The 19,104-nt window shown below is 70.7% G+C and carries 13 protein-coding genes; 3 read left to right on the top strand and 10 right to left on the bottom strand.

The features are described from left to right. Positions 1-211: 211 nt before the first annotated feature. From ABT015_RS31685 to ABT015_RS31670, 4 genes are read right to left on the bottom strand one after another with little or no spacing between them, the layout of a single operon-like run. Positions 212-2,938, bottom strand: a complete 2,727-nt coding sequence (locus ABT015_RS31685; RefSeq protein WP_350885274.1) for a pPIWI_RE module domain-containing protein — start codon at positions 2,936-2,938, stop codon at positions 212-214. Then, entirely contained in the window at positions 2,926-6,495 is a 3,570-nt protein-coding gene (locus ABT015_RS31680; protein WP_350885272.1) for a pPIWI_RE_Z domain-containing protein, read from the bottom strand. Before ABT015_RS31680 ends, ABT015_RS31685 begins: the two co-directional genes overlap by 13 nt. After that, complete coding sequence (locus ABT015_RS31675; RefSeq protein WP_350885270.1) at positions 6,488-7,543, bottom strand: pPIWI_RE_Y domain-containing protein; 1,056 nt, start codon at positions 7,541-7,543, stop codon at positions 6,488-6,490. Before ABT015_RS31675 ends, ABT015_RS31680 begins: the two co-directional genes overlap by 8 nt. Next, positions 7,540-9,126 (bottom strand): PD-(D/E)XK nuclease family protein, encoded by a 1,587-nt coding sequence (locus ABT015_RS31670; protein ID WP_350885268.1) that lies wholly within the window; start codon positions 9,124-9,126, stop codon positions 7,540-7,542. The genes ABT015_RS31675 and ABT015_RS31670 overlap by 4 nt, the downstream gene beginning before the upstream one ends. Positions 9,127-9,218: 92 nt before the next feature. On the opposite strand from ABT015_RS31670, the gene ABT015_RS31665 reads away from it, so the two are divergent. Then, entirely contained in the window at positions 9,219-10,106 is an 888-nt protein-coding gene (locus tag ABT015_RS31665; protein ID WP_350885312.1) for a serine/threonine protein kinase, read from the top strand. A gap of 30 nt (positions 10,107-10,136) precedes the next feature. Here the strand turns inward: ABT015_RS31665 and ABT015_RS31660 are convergent, their stop codons facing one another. Beyond that, positions 10,137-12,569 carry an ATP-binding protein gene (locus ABT015_RS31660; RefSeq protein WP_350885266.1) on the bottom strand — a complete coding sequence of 811 codons (2,433 nt, stop codon included), beginning with the start codon at positions 12,567-12,569 and terminating at the stop codon, positions 10,137-10,139. Positions 12,570-13,108: 539 nt separating this feature from the next. Between ABT015_RS31660 and ABT015_RS31655 the strand changes: the two genes are divergently transcribed. Beyond that, a complete protein-coding gene (locus ABT015_RS31655) occupies positions 13,109-13,336 on the top strand; it encodes a hypothetical protein (protein WP_350885264.1) in 228 nt (75 codons plus the stop codon). 173 nt (positions 13,337-13,509) lie between these two features. Here ABT015_RS31655 and glnA read toward each other — a convergent pair whose 3' ends face one another. Next, positions 13,510-14,922 carry a type I glutamate--ammonia ligase gene (gene glnA / locus ABT015_RS31650; protein WP_063347323.1) on the bottom strand — a complete coding sequence of 471 codons (1,413 nt, stop codon included), beginning with the start codon at positions 14,920-14,922 and terminating at the stop codon, positions 13,510-13,512. Positions 14,923-15,185: 263 nt separating this feature from the next. Between glnA and ABT015_RS31645 the strand changes: the two genes are divergently transcribed. Continuing rightward, the gene (locus tag ABT015_RS31645; protein WP_350885262.1) at positions 15,186-15,653 is read left to right on the top strand and encodes an RDD family protein; all 468 of its coding nucleotides are present in this window, start codon (positions 15,186-15,188) and stop codon (positions 15,651-15,653) included. A gap of 136 nt (positions 15,654-15,789) precedes the next feature. Here the strand turns inward: ABT015_RS31645 and ABT015_RS31640 are convergent, their stop codons facing one another. The 4 genes from ABT015_RS31640 to lipB all read right to left on the bottom strand — a co-directional run bounded on the left by ABT015_RS31640 (position 15,790) and on the right by lipB (position 18,991). Beyond that, positions 15,790-16,479 carry a DUF4191 domain-containing protein gene (locus tag ABT015_RS31640; RefSeq protein WP_063347321.1) on the bottom strand — a complete coding sequence of 230 codons (690 nt, stop codon included), beginning with the start codon at positions 16,477-16,479 and terminating at the stop codon, positions 15,790-15,792. 169 nt (positions 16,480-16,648) lie between these two features. Further along, positions 16,649-16,828 (bottom strand): hypothetical protein, encoded by a 180-nt coding sequence (locus ABT015_RS31635; protein ID WP_350885260.1) that lies wholly within the window; start codon positions 16,826-16,828, stop codon positions 16,649-16,651. Between the two features lie 252 nt (positions 16,829-17,080). Further along, the gene (locus ABT015_RS31630) at positions 17,081-18,034 is read right to left on the bottom strand and encodes a lipoyl synthase (protein ID WP_350885258.1); all 954 of its coding nucleotides are present in this window, start codon (positions 18,032-18,034) and stop codon (positions 17,081-17,083) included. 186 nt (positions 18,035-18,220) lie between these two features. Continuing rightward, a complete protein-coding gene (lipB, locus tag ABT015_RS31625; RefSeq protein ID WP_063347319.1) occupies positions 18,221-18,991 on the bottom strand; it encodes a lipoyl(octanoyl) transferase LipB in 771 nt (256 codons plus the stop codon). Between the last annotated feature and the right edge of the window lie 113 nt (positions 18,992-19,104).

Genomic DNA, 19,104 nt, shown 5'->3' with positions numbered 1-19,104 from the left:
GGGCGTGATTCCTTGACCCATCCATGCCCGCGGATGGCGTCCACTTTGCTGAACTCGCTTGTTACATAGGGTTTTCGAGTCGGAATCATCCTAGTCGGAGAATCCGGTGGGGTGGCGGGGCGACCTATAAGTCATACAAATTTTCCGTTCGGTGTGGTGCGAGGTCAGGGCGGTGGAGGCCCCGCAGGTCGGGGCCTCCACCCGCGCACCGCTACTCGGGGGTCTGTTCAGTGGCCCGCTCGGCCGGAAGCGGCGCGAGCGGCAGGACGTACTCCTCGGCCAGCTTCGCCAGATGGAGCGGGAGCGGCCGCGCGAGCGGGTGGTACTCGTCGTGGAAGCGCAGCTGGTGGGTGGCGGCCGCGACCACGGCTGGCCGGTCCGCAGCGGTGTCGGTGCGCTCGGCCGCCGCGAGGGCGGCCGAGGAGAGGCAGCCCAGCACCGTGAGCTCCAACGCCTGCGGGTTCCAGGCGGTGGCCGCAGGCCCGTTCGGCCACTTCTGGTCCGGGACCAACTTGCGGAGGTCGCGTCGTACGGTGCCCGCGGTGGGTGGCTTGCCGACAGTGCTGAGGAACACCCGGTGATCGGGGTCCGCGTCATGGGGCGCCCACAGGCCGGCGGAGAAGCCCGGCGGCTCCTCCTCGGTCGTGGCGGGCGCGTACCACTGGGGGGTCTCGCCCCGGTTGTTCGTGTCGCGAAGCAGGACGATTCGCAGGTCCGCGCCGTGCAGGGCGACACGCACCGGCGACTGGCCGTGGAAGGCCAGCATGTCCTTCTCCAACTGCCGGTTGTTCAGGCCTGGCCAGGTCTCGCGCAGGTTGCCGCTGTTCGCCAGCAGCAGGGTCGGCCGGCCGCGCACCTGAAAGAGCAGTGACCTGATCCGACGCTCGACCTCGTCGCGCCGCTCGTCGGTGGTCGGAGCGCTCCGGCCTGACCGGGCGGGGTCCACCCCGGAGCTGTCCGCCGTGAGGCTGATCAGGAAGTCGGCATACGGCACCCACGCCTTGATGGTGTCGTCCCAGCCGCGCACCGGGTGCACCGGGTCGCGCGGACGAATGCGCAGGGCGACCAGGTGCCGACCGGCCCTGCGGGTCGGCCCGTCGGCCTGCCGCCGGACCTGCCAGAGCGCCAGGTACTGGAGGTCGTCCGCTAGTTCCTCGTCCAGCCGCTGGTCCGGCGGAACCACGGCACCGAGCTGGCGCATCCCGTCGGCCAGCGCGGATCGGGCGCGCAGGGCGACGGCGGCCTCCGAGTCCTCCGGGACGACGATGAACTGGCTGACCCGGCGGGCGGCGGCACAGCCGTGACGCAGCGCAGACTTGGGATCGGAGTCGGAAGCGGGGAACCGTTCCGGGCCGAGCGTCTCCACCAGCGCCAGCCCGACCGGATCGATCCCGGAGCCGAGGAAGTCGGCCGTGCGGGCTGCGCGCTCCCGGATGGCGGCGGACAGCACCTGGGAGTGGGGCCAGCCGGGCCCGTCGTCGAGTTCCAGCGCGGCCCCCAGGCTTCCGAGCGGGCGGGCCCGCAGCACAACGTGCAGGTCGCCGACCTGCCACTCCTGACCGTCGTCCACCGGGCCGGAGCCCGCCGGGAGCCCGAGCCACTCGCGGAGCGCGGCGACGAGCTCGTCCCGGGTCTCCTCGGTCTGCCACAGGACGTCGACCAGCAGCGGACGGCCGTCGAGTGCCGCGTGCACCGCGCCACGGCGGGCCCGGAAACGCTGCTGCGCACGTTCGTCCCGTACCTGCGAGTCCTTCGCCGGTGTGCTGGGCAGGAGTACGGGCGTCGGCTTGCGGTGCGCGCGTTCCAGACCGGCCACCCGGCGGAACACCGGTGCGAGGCCCTCCTCGGCCCACTGGTCGACGAGCGACCGTTCGAGCGGCATGAGCCCGGTGCCGACGCCGTGCTTGCCCATCGCAGTGCTGTGCACGACGCCGGCGGCCACCCCGTCCCGGCCTTCGAGCCAGTCCGCCGGGTCGGCGATCAGCTCGGCCGGCTTCGGGTAGGCGCGCAGCACGTCGAGTTCGGGCAGCAGCTCGACGAGGCTGTGACGGCGCCAGGCGGGCATGCCGAGGCGGCGATTGAAGGCCAGCTTGTTGGCGGTGAGGCGTCGGCACGGGCCGTGGTCGCCGGGCCAGGGCAGCGGGGTGTCGAGCAGGACGGTGGTGCCGCGGCCGGGGGGCATCCAGACCTGTGATCCGCTCACCCAGCGGCGGATCCCGTAGTCGACGTGCACGCGAAAGCGCGAGGCGAACGGCACCGTCTGGACGGTGACGGTCACCAGCGCCGAGTAGTGCCAGATGCGCTTCCCGCGGGTGTACCGCCGCGGTGGCCAGCTCACCAGCTCGACGCCCTGCTCCCGGGTGACCAGCCGGAAGGACAGGTCGACGCCGCCCAGCCGCAGCGGGCGGGCAGCGAGCCTGGCCCCGATCTGCTCGGGCAGCAGGTGGTAGAGCCTGCGGTCGGGTTGGGCGGTGCCGCCGTCGGTGAGCCGGGCGGCGGTGAGGTCCACGGGCTCGTGCCGCCACTGCGGGCTGTGCTCGTCGATCAGCGCCAGAGCCCGGTCCAGGGCTGCCCGGTGGTCGACCGCGCGTTCGGCGTCGATGTCGTCGAGGGGCGGCAGGGTCATCACCCAGGAGGCCAGTAGGGGGCCGACCAGCTCGGCTGGCATGTCCTGGGAGGCGTAGAACCAGGGCACCTCGGCGCTGCCGCCGGCTCCCCGGCCGGTGGCGATCAGGCCCGGGGCCGTGGCGCGCAGCAGCTCGTTGAGCTTGCGGATCGGAAGGCCGACGGGCTGCTCCCGCCGACGCCAGCGCCGCCGGTAGAGCCCGATGAACTCCTCTCGCCACTCGTCGGGGAATCCGATCATCCGGTAGGGCTCGATCCAGGGGCCGGTGCGTGGGTCCGGCTCGTACGCGGTCGTGCTGATCAGGTGGTACACGCGGTGTTCCTCTCGTTGTCGAGGGTGCTCAGGCAGCGGTCGAGAGCCGTCCACAGCGGCCGATAGAGCGCCTGGACGATGTGACGGTCGGCCTCGGGGACGGCGGCGCCCGGGGTGAAGTAGGGCTTGAGGACGGCGTGGATGCTGTGCAGGAGGCTGGTCCGCGGGGTGTCCGGTTCGTCGACCGGTCGGCCGGTGGCCAGGTTGGGCGCGAAGGCGGCGTCGACGAAAGCCACCCGGGTCGGGACCGCGCCCCGGACGGAACGGCCGATCACCTGCCAGATGAGCACGAGGAGGTCCCAGGTGACCTGGAGGCGGTCGTCGTCGCCCAGCCGGCTCCAGGCCAGGCTCCGGGCGAGGACGGCGTACCACCGGGAGCGGGCCTGGTCCCGGACCTTGCGGGCGCCGCGGCCCGGAGTGGACTCGCTCCGCACCCAGCCGTCGAACTCCCCGCTCCCGACGGCCCGGACGATCCAGTCGTTGATCGCGTGCACGGCCAGGGCGAGGTCGTCGGGGCGCGGATTAGGCCGGGCGAGGAAGTAGACGGACCCGATGGCCGCGTGCTGCTTGTCGACGTCGAGGATGTTGTGCCCCCGCTCGACCGCCAATAGGGGGGCCACCAGGACCTCGGCCTTGGTCCTGGAGAGCGTCTCGACGTCGCCCCTGCGCAGGACGGGCGCGTGGTTCTCGTCGTCCTCTGCCCAGGTGCCGGCTCCCGGATCATCGTCGGCGGCGAGGCGCCACACCCGGCCCTTCCAGCGCTTGTTGAGGGTGTGCAGGGTATCCGCCACCACCGCGGCCTCGTCGTAGCTCCCGACCAGGAGGAGAATGTGCCGGCGGCTCTCGGGGAGGAGCTTCAGTTCCTCCTGGAGTCGGCTCGATCCGTGGTCGTTCCTGCCGAGGGCGGTGACCATCCGGCGCAGCACGTCCGCCCGCAGGTCGAGCGGCTCGCCCGAGAGCCGCTGCGCCTCGTTGGCGAACTCGCACCGGCAGCGGGACCGGCACCCGCAATCCTCGCGGATGAACTCGAAACGGAACTCGCTCTGTTCGGCGATCCGGTCCAGCTCCCGGGGGTCCGGCTCGATGATGGCGCCGATCGGCACCTGGACGTGGTAGCGGCTGGAGCGGCCGGCCCAGCTGCTGCCCGACATCAGCAACACGTTGGTGCCGGGGCGGCCGTCCACCGTCGGCAGGTCGGGCATCACCCGGAGCAGTTCCCGGCCGACCCCGCTGCACCGGAAGAAGCGGAGCTCTCCGCTGCGAACCCCGCCCGGGTCGGGGCCGTCCATCAGGAACTGGAACCCGATGACGTTGCCCATCGGGGCCTCGGGCACCATCGGCCCGTAGTCCAGCGGGCGGCGGTACATCTCGTTGAATCCCAGGTTGAGGGCCGCCGCGACGCGCGGCCACATCGCGTTGACCAGGGCGAGACGGGGCTCCAGCGCACTCAGAAGGAGCGTGAACTCGAAGCGGTTCAACAGCAGTTCGAGCCAGTCCTGCGGATTCGGCGGCAGCCGGTCCTTCCGCCTGCGCCGGGTTGCTGCGCGGCGGTGGCGGGTGTTCTCCTCGGCTTCGTCCGGTTCGCCGCTCGCCCGCCTGCACAGCCGCTCGTAGCGTTCACGGCCAGCCGCCGTGGGCTCCAACAGGGGATCGAGGTCGAAGACTTGGCAGAGCACTTCCTTCAGCCGGATCCGGGTGTTCGCGCGGTAGGTGGTGTGTAGGAGCTCGCCGAGCAGGCTGGTGAGCTGCGCGCCCTCCGGGGTGGGTGGCCGCCGGTCGCCGAAGGGGTTGTCCCGGAAGGCGTCCAGGACCTCGGTGAGCTTGCGTCGGGGCTCCCGGTGCGGGTGCTCCGCCGCTGGCTCCGCGGTGTCGGCGGGCGTGTCGTCGCGGTCCTCCGGGAGCGGGTACCGTTCCTCCAGCAGGCGAAGCTGGAGGGTCCACGCGCTGAAGTACCCGGTTCTGACCCAGGTGCGCAGGCCGTGGTTGCTGACCAGCATGGCGACCAGTCGGTCGGCGGCGGTCTGGGTGGTGTTGACGGCGGCGGACCAGTTCTCCACATCGCGGTTGGACAGCTGGATCTGGCCGGCGCCCGCCAGTTCCCGGAGGCGGTGCTGGTTGACGTCGTAGAGGAAGGACTGGCTGTCAGGCCTGTTGGCAATCAGCGGGATGGCCGGGGCGAACATCCTGTCGAGCTGCATCTGCACCCGGTCCGCCTCGTCGACGATCACCAGGTCGCTGCGCCGGCAGGCGAGTTCGAGGTAGCGGATCCGTTCGTGGTTCTGCGGGTGCGGCACCGCTGAGTCGATCAGGCTGGCGATAGTGGCGACCCAGACGGTCGCGCCGACGAGTTCCCGGGCGCCGTGATGGCGGGGGCAGCCGGACCAGAACGGGCAGGCCAGTGGTTGTCGGCTCCACGAGTCGTCGCGGGCGCCGCGCCGGCGGTTGGGTGCTTGCAGCCGGGTGCACGGCGCCTCGGTGAAGTCCAGTAGATCGTCGGCGAGTTGGCCATCCTCGTAGCGCAGCGCGTTTACTGCGCAGGAGGTGCTGAGGTAGTCGAACCCGGGGTCGTCGTGGGCGAGTAGGTTGCGCCGGCCGCTGCCGACCAGGCGCCGGTGCAGCCGTTCGGCGTGCTGTTGGCGGCTGGAGGCGCCGATCACGGGGGCGGCCGTGTCGGGCACGTACGCGTTGTACAGCCGGACGAGCCTGAGCTGCTCGGCCACGTCCCCGACGACCACGGTGACCCGGAGGCCACGGCGGGCCAGGTGCACCGCTAGGACGTCCCGCAGGGTGCTCTTACCGGCGCCGACGATGCCCAACAGGTGTTGGAGCCGGACTACTTCGAAGCTCTCGGAACGTCGGAAGTATCCGTTCCGGCGAGTGAAGAGGCGGACGCCCGTCAAACGGCCGACCCAGTTCTCGGACAGCCGAGCGTCCATGAAGGCTGCTGTGTCGAGCAGTTCGCACCACTCGAAGGTGAGCGGTTCGCCCTTGTTGGCCGATGGCGCAGCGAGGTCGTGGCGTACCGGGGGAGGCGGGGCCGAGGTCGGGAGCCGGACGCTGGTCAGGTGGCGGCCGATCGGGAAGGCGTGCCGACCGGGGCCGGCGACCACCAGGGGCCGTCCGGCGAACACCGGGGCCGCCCGGAGGAGCCGGTCGTAGACCTCCCAGCGATCCGGGGCCACGGACAGCGAAGGGCGGCCGACGGCCGGACGGTCCGGATCCGTGACCTCGTAGGCGCGCAGCTGGCGGTCGAGTCGCTGGTACTCCTCCAGCGCTTCGGTCCAGGCCAGCCGGCGGCCCCAGGTCCACAGGGTGTGCCGGGCGGTGCGGAGTGTCCGCTCTCCGGCCGGGTCGACCGCTCCCCAGGCCCGGGCGAACGGGTAGCCGCTGAACAGGGCCCAGGCGTCCGCGGCTGGCGCGCCGGGCACGAACCTCTCCTGGAGATGGAGCCCGATCTCGATCTCGCACAGGGACTGCAGTCGCGGCGGGTGCAACCCGTCGGAAGCGTCCGACAGTTGATTGACCACCTCGGTCAGGGACTGGGCGGTGCTACGCATGACCCCTCCACGTTCCATCGGTCGACTCGTGTCCGGTGAACTCGCTGACGGACATCAGGCGCACTCGCGCGCCGACCGGCAGCGCCTGCTCGAAGGCCTGCCGGTACGCCGGGCTCGCCGCCCGGCTGTCCGGGACGACGACGTCCAGCTGTCCGCCGAGCCTGGCGGCCACCTCGGCCGCCCGCAGGGCGGCCGGCCCCGGCTGCTCCCGGTCGTGCACCTGGTAGGCCCGCAACGCCCCGTTACGGCCCGGAATCTGGTGGACGCCCAGCCCTGCCGCGAACGGGCCACCACGTTCCCCGAGGCGGGAGCGGACCGCCAGTTCGGTGCGGCCGGGGAGAGCGACGAAGAGCCGCAACGCCAAGGGGAGAACCAGCGCTTGGCCGGGTTGGTGCGAGACTTCGAGCTTGCGCTCGTCGGGGGCGCAGCCGCCTTCGCACCAGGAGCCGTCCGCCGTCTCGGCCTTGGCGAGCAGGCCGCACCCGGAGCAGCAGCGCACCAGCCCGTCGGCCGGGAAGTGGCTGGGCACTGGGCCATAGAAGTCCTTGACCAGCCGCCAGGCCTGCGCGCGGGACGGCTGCAGCATCTCCACCGGGTCGAACCGTAGGACCACCGGTTTGCGGATCAGGAAATCACGGCACTGCGTGAACCTGGCGGGGCTGCCGCAGCTGTCGGCGAGCCGGGCCATGAGGGATTCCGCCTCCTGCTCCACTACGCCGAGGGCGCCCAGCGAGGCCAGTTCGGCGCAGGTCCGCGTCGGCTCGCCTACCGCGCGGTGGATCAGCCGGGCGCCGGGGGTGAGGAAGTCGCGGGGGAGTGTCAGCCACTCCTCAGGGGTCCGTTCGCGGCACCAGCACAGCAGCTCCGGCACGCTGCGGGGCACTGGTGCGCGGCGGATGATCGCGTTTAGGACCACCCGATCCAGGGCGAGTTGGAGGCTCGACGGGTACGGCAGCCGGAAGGTCGACGGCTGGGTGGCCGTCAGGTCGATCACCCCCCGTGCCACCGCGGCGAGCAGTTCAGTGTCCGAGGGCCCGTCCACGGTCACGGTGTGGCCTCCGGCGCGGCCTGTCGGGGCTGCCGCGCCGAGCACCACCGGGCCATCTCGCAGCCCGCGCAGTCCGGGCCGGGGACGGCCGCGAACAGGTCTTCGGAGTGCCAGCCCGCCACCTGCTCGCGCACCGCCGCCTCGGCGGCGGCGTGGGTGCGTGGGTCGAACGGGTCGAGGGTGTGGAGGTCGACGCCGCCGGGCTGGAGAACCTCCAGTTCGACCCGGCCGCCGGCCTGCCCCGCCTGCCCGTCGTCGAGTGCGCCGGCGCCGATGATCCTGAGGGCCAAGGCTAGTTGGGGGTACGAGGCCAACGGGTCGCGGCAGGCGCGGTCGCTGCCGGAGGTCTTCGTCTCCCGCCAGACCCAGGCCCCGTTCCTCTCCTGGTACAGCAGATCGGGCTCCGTCAGGACGACGAGGTCGGCCGCCGTGTCGTCGAACGCGAGCTTGGGTTCGACCTCTACCCGCGACTCCGGCCCGACGATGTGCAGCGGGCAGGCCTCGGCGTGATGGCGTAGCAGCCGGGCTCCGAGCCGGCGCTCCTCGTCCGGGAGCCGGTAGCCTTCGGGCACCCAGTCGCCCGGGATCTCGGCCCGGCACGGGGTGCGCGGCCGCTGCGCGTGCCGCTTCGCGAGGAAGGCGTGGATCGCCCGGCCGCGCTCGGCGGCGGCGCCCCGCTCCCGGTTGCCGTCGACCGGAAGCCGCAGGCCGCGCAGGTAGCCGCGGGCCGGGCAGCTGCGGTGTGCCCGGCCGGTGGTCGAGGACCAGGTGCGGCGCGGCCGGCTCCGGTCCGAGACGCCGAGCAGACCGCCCGCGCGCCGGAGGGTGGGGCAGGCCGGGGCGATGGCACACGAGGCGCAGGCTGAGCCGGGCCGGTACTCGCGGCCGTCGAGCAACGCCCGTACCGCTGGCGCCCCGTGGGCCCGGTGAGCCGCGACAGCCTCCAGTCGGGTGCCCTCGAAGACGCTCTGCGCCCGCCCGTCGGAGAGCGCGAACTGGACGACCCTGACCTGTTCGACCCTCGGGTCCGGCGTTCCCTCTGCCGCGACGAGGGCGGCCACGGCGCGTTCCGCATCGGTGCGGTCCCGAAGCCGGTTGACGGGCAGCCGCAGCTCACGCAGTCGAGCGTCGGGAGACTCGAAGTACCGGCCCCAGGCGGTGATCCGGTACTCCACGCCGTTCGGGCCGTCGGGCGCCGGCCCCTGGTGCCGGTAGACCCACGGTGCGCGGGCGGGGCGGAGTCCGGAGTCGTCCGGGAACGCCTCGCGGTACATACGCAGCGCATGTGCGGTCCACTGTCGAACGCCGTCGTGCAGCGGACGCGGCCGCCCGCGGCGCGGCGCGCTCGGGGGCAGCTCGTCCACCGTCCGTTCGAGTTCGTCTGCCGCCGCCATGAACGGGCCGTTGGTGAACGCCTCCAGGGCCTCGGGCTTCCACCGGGGCCGTTCACGGGCACGGAGTCCGTGGGCCTTGAACACGTCGGACGCCGGGCAGCGGTATTGCTCCGGGCCGAACATGCCGAGGCTTATCCGAACGGTGGAGGAATCACCGACCAGTCCTTCGGGCGGCCAACTGGCTGTCATACTGACCTCACTTTTCTGGGCCCCGGTGTTCGGCCGAGCCGGCCGGGGTGCTTTCTTTTCCGTAAGGAGCGGGTGCGTTGGTTCCTGGGGCGATGCTCAATGGCCGAAAAGGCTGCTACAAGGTGATCCGAGAGCTTGGTAAGGGAGGTATGGGCGAGATCTTCGTCTGCCGGGACATGGCGGTCGGACGGGAGGTGGCGATAAAATTGCAAACCGCTCGGACGTTCGACTTGACTACCGACTACGGCCATTACAGCAATCTCATGGACCAGGAATGCAAACGGATGCTGGACATCTTGGAGATCCGGGGAATCCCCAAGGTCTTCGATTGGGGTGAAATCGGTCGAAGCGGCCGGAGATTCCTGGTCATGGAACTGGTTGACGGTGTCACGGTCGCCCAGTGGATCGAGGAGCACGAGCCGGTTCCGGTGCTGGCGGCGGTCTCGGTCATCGGGCAGCTCTGCGACATCCTCGCCCGACTGCACACGAAGGGGTACGTCCACTGTGACGTCACGCCCAAGAACGTGATGATCCAGTTCGACGGCTGCGTGCGGCTGCTGGACGTGGGGATTTCCGCAGTATCGGGTGCCATCCGGGAGCTGCCGTGTGGGAGCAGGGGGTACGCATCGCCGGAGCAGTACGTGCCGGATGCGGTGCTCACACCGCGGGCCGACGTCTTCGCCCTCGGCGCTCTGCTGTTCCAGATGGTCGCCGGCGAGCTGCCGTACGCCGACGCGGAGTACCCGTTCGACGGCGCCGAACGGGCGTTCCCAGCCGGCCTCCGAGCCGTGATGCCCGACGACCTCCGGAGCCTGGGGCTGTCGATGGTCTCCCTCGACCCGCGCGAACGCCCGACAGTGGTGGACGAGCTGCCCGGCTACCTGCGGCCGATGCTGCCCGCGTTCGGGTCGGCCCCGTCTCCGAAGGCGGCGAAGCCTGATCCGACCGCCTACTACCGTCGCGGCCTGTGGCGGACTTGAGCCACCGGGCGGACCCCGGCCGTCCGGCCCTCACAGCTGGGACCTGAGGCGTTCGACGGCCGAGTCGGGATCGCTCTCGCCGAGCCTGACCAACAGGGAGCGGGCCTGGGCGACCGCCTGGGCCGCCATCAGGGGCCGATCGGCGAGGGCGAGGGTGTCGGCGAGCCAGACGAGAGTCCTGGCCTCCCGGCTCGGGTAGGTCAGCGACCGGTACAGCCGCACCGCGCGGACGAAGTCGGCGACGGCGATCCGGTGGTCGCCGAGTGCCACCTGGATCCGGCCCAGGCTGAACAACGCGTACGCCTGGCCGTTGACATCGTCCGTGCCGCCCAGCAGGGTCAAGGATCGCCGGCAGTAGTCCAGGCCGACGCTGTACCGCCGGAGGTCGTAGTGGGCGACGCCGATGCCGCTCAGCGCCGTGCCCTGACCGAGGACGTCGTCGAGTTCCCGGAACGCGGTCAGCGCCAGGGTGAGGTGTTCGAGTGCCTCGCCCGGCGCGCCGTTCTCACGCAGCATGACTCCGAGCGTGTGGTGGCCGAGGGCGGCGCCGCGGACATCCCCGTTCTCCTCGCTCAGCCGTACCGCGTTGCGCAGTTCACGAGTCGCCCGGGCGAGGTCCCCGAGACGGCGATGAGTGCCGCCGAGCATCCGGTGGACCATGGCGACGTCCGCCGGTGCCGCGACCCGTCGGGCTGCTTCGAGGGCGCCGGTCAGATGGCGGAGGATGTCCAGGTTGCGGCCGGAGCGCCATTGGAAGGGGACCAGCACCATCGGCAGCAGCCAGGTGTAGCGGTCGAGTCGGCGGGCCTCGGCCGTCCCGATCACGGCCGTGAGCGTCGAGTACTCGGCCTCGAACCAGGCCATCGCCCCGGCGGCATCCGCCGGGACGTCGACGCGGATCCCGCGCGGCTCGCCGATCGGTAGTTCCCGGGCAGAGTCCAGAAGACGGTCGCAGGCCGCGGCGTTCTGCAGCAGGAACTCCAGGATCCGTTCCGCCACTTCGGCCCGCTCGGACGCGCTCCGCTGCGCCGCCAGATCGCCGGCGTAGACCCGGATCAGGTCGTGCAGGGCGTAGCGGGAGTCGGAGATCTCGGACACCAGGTTCATGCTCACGATCTCGTCGAACGCGTTGCTGGTGCCGACTGGGTCGTCCGGCCGGAGGGCACGTACGGTGGTCCAACTGATGGTGGGGCCTGGGTGCACTGCCAGCTGCCAGAAGAGGTGCTGCGCCTTCGAGGGCAGGAGTTTGAACGAGGTCTCGAACATCAGCCGGACGCTCGTCTCCTCCGTGCCCAGGTCGAGTTGGTGCAGCCGGGTGCTTTCCTCGCGGAGGCCGCGGCTGATGTCCCCGAGCGCCTGTGTCGGGCGCCTGAGGATCTGCGCGGCGGTGATCGCCAGTGCCAGGGGCATTCCCGCGCAGTACTGGACGAAGTCCTCGACGAACGGGGTGGCCAGCTTCATCCGCTGTTCGCCGAGCTGGATCCGCAGCAGTTCGACTGCGGCAGGCCGGTTCAGCGGAGTGAGGTTGACGATGTCGGCGCCCTCGTTGACCCACAGGCTGTGCAGCTGGCGGCGACTGGTGACGATCGCGGCGCTGCTTCCCGGCCCCGGGAGGAGACGCTGAACGTGCTGCTCGTCGAGGGCGTTGTCCAGGATCAGCAGGACGGCCCGGTCCGCGAGCGTGGTGCGGTAGGCGGCGAGCATGCCGTCCCGCGTGGAGGTGGTCGGCCGCACGCCGAGGTCGTTAAGGAACCTGGCGAGCAGGTGCTCGTAGCGCTCCGGCTCCCGCGACGAGAAGCCGCCGAGGTCGACGTAGAGGGTGCCGTCGGGGAAGTATGGCTGGACCTCGCTCGCCGTCCTGACCGCAAGGAGCGTCTTGCCGACCCCGGGCATACCGGAGACCACCGCGATCCTGGAGCGGCCTCTCGTCCGGCCCAGCAGGGTGCTGCTTACCTGGTCGACCTGGGCGTCCCGGCCGACCAGGTCGGGCGGCTGGGGCGGAAGCTGGCGGGGCACGGGCCATGCGCGCGGTGGTTCGTGCGCCGCTTCGGGGGCGAGCCGCAGGTGCACGGTGGACCGTCCGAACTGCCGCTCCCAGACGGTCAGCAGCGGCTCGACCTCGTCCGGCCGGCCCTGGGCCTCCAGGATCCGGACGTTCAGTTCGAGCAGCGTCTCGCTGGCCGGCCAGCGCTCACGCGCCTCGTGGACGCGCCGGAGCGCGGCACCGTACTGCCCGCACTCCAGCTCGGCCCGGACGCAGCCGGAGGTCGTGTCCCGGAGCTGAGCCAGGAGGGCTTCTCGGCTCCGGGCGAATCCGGGGCCGGGAAGGCCCTCCAGGGGTTCTCCTCGCCACTCCCCGAGTGCCGACCTGAGTTCCGTGAGCCGGGCCGACGGGTCCGGTGCGCCGGCGGCCCGGTCCACGTGCCCCTGGGAACGCAGGTAATCGATTTGATGGGTGTCCACCTGAATCCGGCAGAACCCGGCACCGTTCTCGACGGAGATGTCCGGAACAGCATGCCGCAACTTGTGTGAATACTGGCGAATTCGGACCGTGTTCGAATGCTCGCCCGGCCAGACGCATTTCGTGATCTCCGAGTGTGAGGCGCACTGGCCGGGCGCCAGCAACAGAGCGGCGAGGAACTGAAGGGTTTTGTGCTGCATCCTCACCGGGGTTTCCCCCTGGAGGACTTCCACCCGCCCCAAGATGCGAAAATCCATGTTTGTCGCCCCCTTTCGCGACCCATCGCGACCGGCCGGTTCGGCCGACACCGGAAAGCATGCCACGGCCCGCCGGTCGGCGATTAACGTTCAGTTAACTCCTGTGGGTTGGCAACCCGTAGCCCTTCTGTCACGCTGCACTTACCTCACCCGGCTGGTTCCCGTGTCGAATGTCGGAGCGATCAGCGCCGCATGTTCGGACATTTGCTCGACAGGCGCGGAATCGAATGTCTGGGGGCGCGTCGGCGCGTTGGAGGACGCAACACGTGATCAAGGAGAACGCCATGATTCGGACGCAGCGCAAGCGCATCGGGCACAACGGCAACACCCGGCCGGCGGACCGCCGGCCGCCCACGGCGACGGTGCCGCCCCGGCGTCCCCGCCGGCCTCGCCCGGCGCCGGAGCCGACCCCGAACCCGTCGGGGGAGGTGCGGCTGGACCAGTTCTGGAAGCCGGTCTGCCCGATGGCCCACCGGGCCTTCGAGGCCGAGCTTTTCGTCGACCTCGAATAGCCCGACCCGACGCGGTCAGGCCGCGTCGCGTCGGCCGTGCGGGAACTGCGGAGGGCGACTGACACGGGCGGATCGGGTGTCCGGTCCGCCCGGATGCCCCGCGCAGCTGCCAACCCGAAACCCCGCCGCCCTCTGTGACGAGGGCGACGGGGTTCCGGGTTGGCAGCTGCGATCTACAGGTCGTAGTACAGCTCGAACTCGTGCGGGTGGGGGCGCAGGGCGATGGGGGCGATCTCGTTGGTGCGCTTGAAGTCGATCCAGGTCTCGATCAGGTCCGGGGTGAAGACGTTGCCGGCGAGCAGGTACTCGTGGTCGGCTTCCAGGGCGTCGAGGACGGCCGGGAGGGAGGCGGGTACCTGCGGGACGTTGGCGTGCTCCTCGGGGGCCAGCTCGTAGAGGTCCTTGTCGACGGGCTCCAGCGGCTCGATCTTGTTGCGGATGCCGTCGAGGCCGGCCATCAGCATGGCGGCGAAGGCCAGGTACGGGTTGGAGGAGGGGTCGGGCGCGCGGAATTCGATGCGCTTGGCCTTGGCGTTGGAGCCGGTGATCGGGATGCGGATCGCGGCCGAGCGGTTGCGCTGGGAGTAGACGAGGTTGACCGGCGCCTCGAAGCCCGGGACCAGGCGGTGGTAGGAGTTCACCGACGGGTTGGTGAAGGCCAGCAGCGAGGGGGCGTGCCGGAGCAGGCCGCCGATGTAGTAGCGGGCGGTGTCGGAGAGGCCGGCGTAGCCCTGCTCGTCGTAGAAGAGCGGCGAGCCCTCGGTCCACAGCGACTGGTGGACGTGCATGCCCGAGCCGTTGTCGCCGAAGATCGGCTTGGGCATGAAGGTGGCCGTCTTGCCGTTGCGCCAGGCGACGTTCTTGATGATGTACTTGAACAGCATCAGGTCGTCGGCGGCGTGCAGCAGGGTGTTGAACTTGTAGTTGATCTCGGCCTGGCCGGCCGTGCCGACCTCGTGGTGCTGGCGCTCGACCTCAAGGCCGGACTTGGCCAGTTCGAGCGACATCTCGGCCCGCAGGTCGGCGAAGTGGTCCACCGGCGGGGTCGGGAAGTAGCCGCCCTTGTACTTGACCTTGTAGCCGCGGACGTCGCCCTCGGCGGCGCCGGAGTTCCAGGCGCCGGCCTCCGAGTCGATGTGGTAGAAGGACGCGTTGGCGCTGGTCTCGAAGCGGACCGAGTCGAAGACGTAGAACTCGGCCTCGGGCCCGAAGAACGCGGTGTCGGCGATGCCGGAGGAGGCGAGGTAGGCCTCGGCCTTCTTGGCGACGTTGCGCGGGTCGCGGCTGTAGGCCTCGCCGGTGACCGGGTCCTGGATGAAGAAGTTGATGTTGAGGTGCTTCTCGACCCGGAAGGGGTCGAGCCGAGCCGTGGCGAGGTCCGGGACCAGGGCCATGTCGGACTCGTGGATGGCCTGGAAGCCGCGGATCGACGAGCCGTCGAACATCAGGATCTCGGACGGGTCGAAGGTCGCCGCAGGTACGGAGAAGTGCTGCATGACGCCAGGCAGGTCGCAGAAGCGGACATCGACGAACTTCACGTCGTTGTCCTGAATGAACTGCTTCACTTCGGCGGCGTTGTTGAACATCCATCCTCCTCGGCGTGCGAATGGGGCTCACCCTAGGAACGGGCCGTTTCCGGCCGGTGACCCGGTCGTTTCATAAATGTTAACCACGCCCGCCGATCGGGTGGCAAAGCTGTACGGGACGGGGCAAAACGCACCGCCGTCAGGCTCGGCTCTCCATAAGTGGTCTGGACCACTTGGAAAGCTCCGGCGGCGCGATTCACCCGCCCGTGGCGTTCGGGGGAGCCGGTGGCGGTCCGGACGGGCCGCCCGGTTAGTGTGGATTCGTGGACACCAGAGAAGCGTTGGGATCGTGGATCGACGGCCCGAAGGCGGCCGCCGAGAAGATGGGAGCCGACTTCGGCTTCCGCGGCGAGCGCCTCGGCCTGCCCAAGGAGGGCCCCGGCTCGATCGCGGGCCCCGGCCGCCGGATCGGCGCCCTGTTCGTGGACGGCTGGCTGGTCGCCCTGATCGCCTACGGGCTGATCGGCAAGGGCAGCCCGGCCGAGGCGAACCTGTGGACCAGCCCGCTCTACTTCCTGGTCGCGGCGGTGCTGCTCGCCACCACCGGGACGACCGTCGGCAAGCGGCTGTTCGGCCTCCGGGTGATCCGTCTGGACGGCGGCCGCGCGACCATCCCGCAGGTGCTGCTGCGCACCCTGCTGCTCTGCCTGGTGGTGCCGCCGCTGGTCTGGGACCGCGACACCCGCGGTCTGCACGACAAGGCGGTCGGCACCGTCGAGGTCCGGATCTAGTCGGGCTCTAGTCGGGATCTGTCGAGGCCCGGACCCAGTCCGGATCCAGGGCCGGACGGTCTTGCCGCACAACACTGAACGGCCCCGCCGCGGGATCTCCGCGGCGGGGCCGTTCAGTGTTGTGGTCGGGGGAGCGTCAGCGGGCCTGGCCGCCCTTGGGCATCCGGGCACCCTTGGGCATCGGGCCCTTGGGGATCGGCGCCTTGGAGAGCAGGTCGCCCAGGGCGCGCAGACGGTCGTTGGTCTCGGTGACCTGGGACGCGGTGATGGCGCGGGGCAGTCGCATCAGGTGGATCTGCAGCTTCTTGAGCGGGATCTCGCCCTCGCCGGTACCCACCACGATGTCGTGCACCGGCACGTCGCCGACGACCCGGGCCATCTTCTTCTTCTCGGAGGCCAGCAGCTGGCGCACCCGGTTCGGGTTGCCTTCGCCGATCAGCGCGATTCCGGCCCGGCCCACCGCGCGGTAGACCGCGTCCTGGTTGCGGGTGACCGCGACCGGGGTGGAGTTGGAGCTCCAGCCGCGTCGGATGTTGTTCAGCACCGCCGCAACGGCGCCCGGCTGCCCCTCCATCTGTCCGAACGCCGCGCGTTCGGCCCGGCGCCCGAAGACGATCGCCATGGCCAGGAAGGCCACGATGAAGCCCAGGATGCCCAGGTAGATCGGGTGGTCGATTGCGAAGCCGATGGCGAGGAACACGCCGAAGGTCAGCAGGCCGACGCCGGCGATGATCAGGCCGATCTTGGTGTCGACCTTCTTGGTCATGGTGTACGCCAGGCGGATCTGCTTCAGTCGCCCGGGGTTCTCGGATGTTTCCCTCGCCATAACGCTCATGGTACGTGGCACGGGTACGGGATATCCAAGCCCGGGTACCCGTTCGCCTCGATCCGTGACTCGTGTGCCCTGTGCCGTCGCGCACAGCGACCGTCGGCGACGGTGGACGGCCTCCGGAGCGGTCGCGTCGAGAGCCGGGTCGAGAGCCGATTCGAGAACGTCACCGCCGTGGCGGTGACGTCGGCGCCGCCCGCGTGTCGTGCCGGCGGTCCGCCGCGTACTGGCGGTTCTCGCAGACCGCAGCCCAGGCGTTGCGCCGGGCCTGCTGCTGGCCACCGGCCAGCAGGACGCTCTCGGCGAGCCGCAGCGCGACCCCCACCGACCGGATACGCATCCGCATGCCGAACAGCTCCCCTCGTGGCTGAGAAGAATCGAACGATCGCAACGAATCCATCGTCACCATCCCGTGTTACCAGGCGGTGACCAGGCAGTCAAAGTGCGGTGAAACCGAAAGGGCGGAGCCGAGGCTCCGCCCTTTCGCTCGCATACCGGGTGGCTCAAAAGCACCGGATCGGCAGGATCATCGGAATCTGCCGGCTCAATCAGCCCGACTGGCCCAGCCGACCCGACCGGATCAGCCGATCCGACTGGGTCAGACCGCGGCCTGCGCGCGCCGCTCCAGCGCCTGCCGGTACAGTCGCCCGGCCCGGTAGGAGGAGCGCACCAGCGGGCCCGACATGACCCCGGCGAAGCCCAGCTCCTCGGCCTCCTGCTGGAGCTCGACGAACTCGTGCGGCTTGACCCAGCGCTCCACCGGGTGGTGGCGCAGCGAGGGGCGCAGGTACTGGGTGATGGTGATCAGCTCGCAGCCGGCGCCGACGAGGTCGGCCAGCGCCTGGCTGACCTCCTCGCGGGTCTCGCCCATGCCGAGGATCAGGTTGGACTTGGTGACCAGCCCGGCCGCGCGGGCCTGGGTGATGACGTCGAGCGAGCGCTCGTAGCGGAAGGCCGGGCGGATCCGCTTGAAGATCCGCGGCACCGTCTCGACGTTGTGCGCGAGCACCTCGGGGCGGGAGGAGAAGACCTCGGCCAGCTGCTCGGGCACCGCGTTGAAGTCGGGGATCAGCAGCTCGACGCCGGTGCGGCCGGTCGCGCGGTCGGCGGTCAGCGCGTGCACCTGGCGCACGGTCTCGGCGTACAGCCAGGCGCCGCCGTCCGGCAGGTCGTCGCGGGCGACACCGGTGATGGTGGCGTAGTTGAGGTCCATCGTGACGATGGACTCGGCGACCCGGCGCGGCTCGTCCCGGTCGAAATCGGCGGGCTTGCCGGTGTCGATCTGGCAGAAGTCGCAGCGGCGGGTGCACTGGTCACCGCCGATGAGGAAGGTCGCCTCGCGGTCCTCCCAGCACTCGAAGATGTTGGGGCATCCGGCTTCCTGACAGACGGTGTGCAGCCCCTCCTTCTTCACCAGCGACTGGAGGGCGTTGTACTCCGGCCCCATCTTCGCGCGGGTCTTGATCCACTCGGGCTTCCGCTCGATGGGGGTCTCGCTGTTGCGGACCTCCAGGCGGAGCAGCTTCCTGCCGTCGGGCGCGACAGCGGACACGTGCGACTCCTAGAACTAGACGGGGTACCCCCAGGGTACGCCTGTGGTTGTGAGGCCTTTGCGGGGCCTGTCGCCCCGCAATCGCAGGGCAACAGAGCTACTGGCCGGTAGATTCCCGGGGGCAATCCGGAGTGGAGCCCGGAGTCGGACCCCGGGGAAGAGCCCGGGCGAGGACCCGGGCCCGGGTCAGCGGGTGAGTGCGGGTTCGGGCAGCTCCGCGAACACGTCCGCCAGGTGCCGCTCGACCACCGGCAGCGCCTCGCCGACGGTGAAGTCGCGCCCCAGCTCGCCGGCGAGCGAGGCCACGCCGGCGTCCCGGATGCCGCACGGCACGATCCGGTCGAACCAGGTCATGTCGGGGTCGCAGTTGAGCGCGAAGCCGTGCATGGTGACCCCGCGGGCGACCCGGACGCCGATCGCGGCGAGCTTGCGGTCGTCGCCGCGCTGGCCGGCGTTGGACGGCGCGTACTCGGGGCCGGCCAGCCGCGGGTCGATGCCCAGGGGCAGGCCCATCCGCAGGGTGAGCTTGCCGATGTCCACCACCTGCGCCGGGTCCACCACGGCGTCCGGGATGGAGTCGCCCAGCACCCAGACGCCGCTGCGGCCCTCGACCCGGGTGGTTCCGACGCCGAACCCGGCGCAGGCGCGGATCAGCGCCTCCTCCAGCCGGCGGACGTAGGCGACCACGTCGATCGGGTCGGGCAGCTTGACGATGGGGTAGCCGACCAGCTGGCCGGGGCCGTGCCAGGTGATCTCCCCGCCCCGGTTGACCTCGACCACGGGGGTGCCGTCCAGCGGCAGGTCGGCGGGGTTGGTGCGCTTGCCCATCGTGTAGACGGGCTGGTGCTCCAGCAGCAGCACGGTGTCGGGGATCTCGTCCGCGACCCGCAGCGCGTGGAGGCGCTGCTGCTCCTCCCAGGCCTCCTGGTAGGCGATGGCGCCCTCGCCTGTCCCCATTCGAACGAAACGCACGTTCTCGCTCACCGCTGCCGCTCCTTGCCAGGCGTTCGAGACCAACCTCGCCACTGTACGCCCACGCCCGTACGGACGGTTCAGCCGCCCGTACGGGC

It is taken from the genome of Kitasatospora sp. NPDC094016 (genome assembly GCF_040304045.1).
Taxonomy (GTDB): Bacteria; Actinomycetota; Actinomycetes; order Streptomycetales; family Streptomycetaceae; genus Kitasatospora.
The sequence above is the reverse complement of the archived record's forward strand: the minus strand, read 5'-3'. Positions and strand labels throughout refer to the sequence as shown.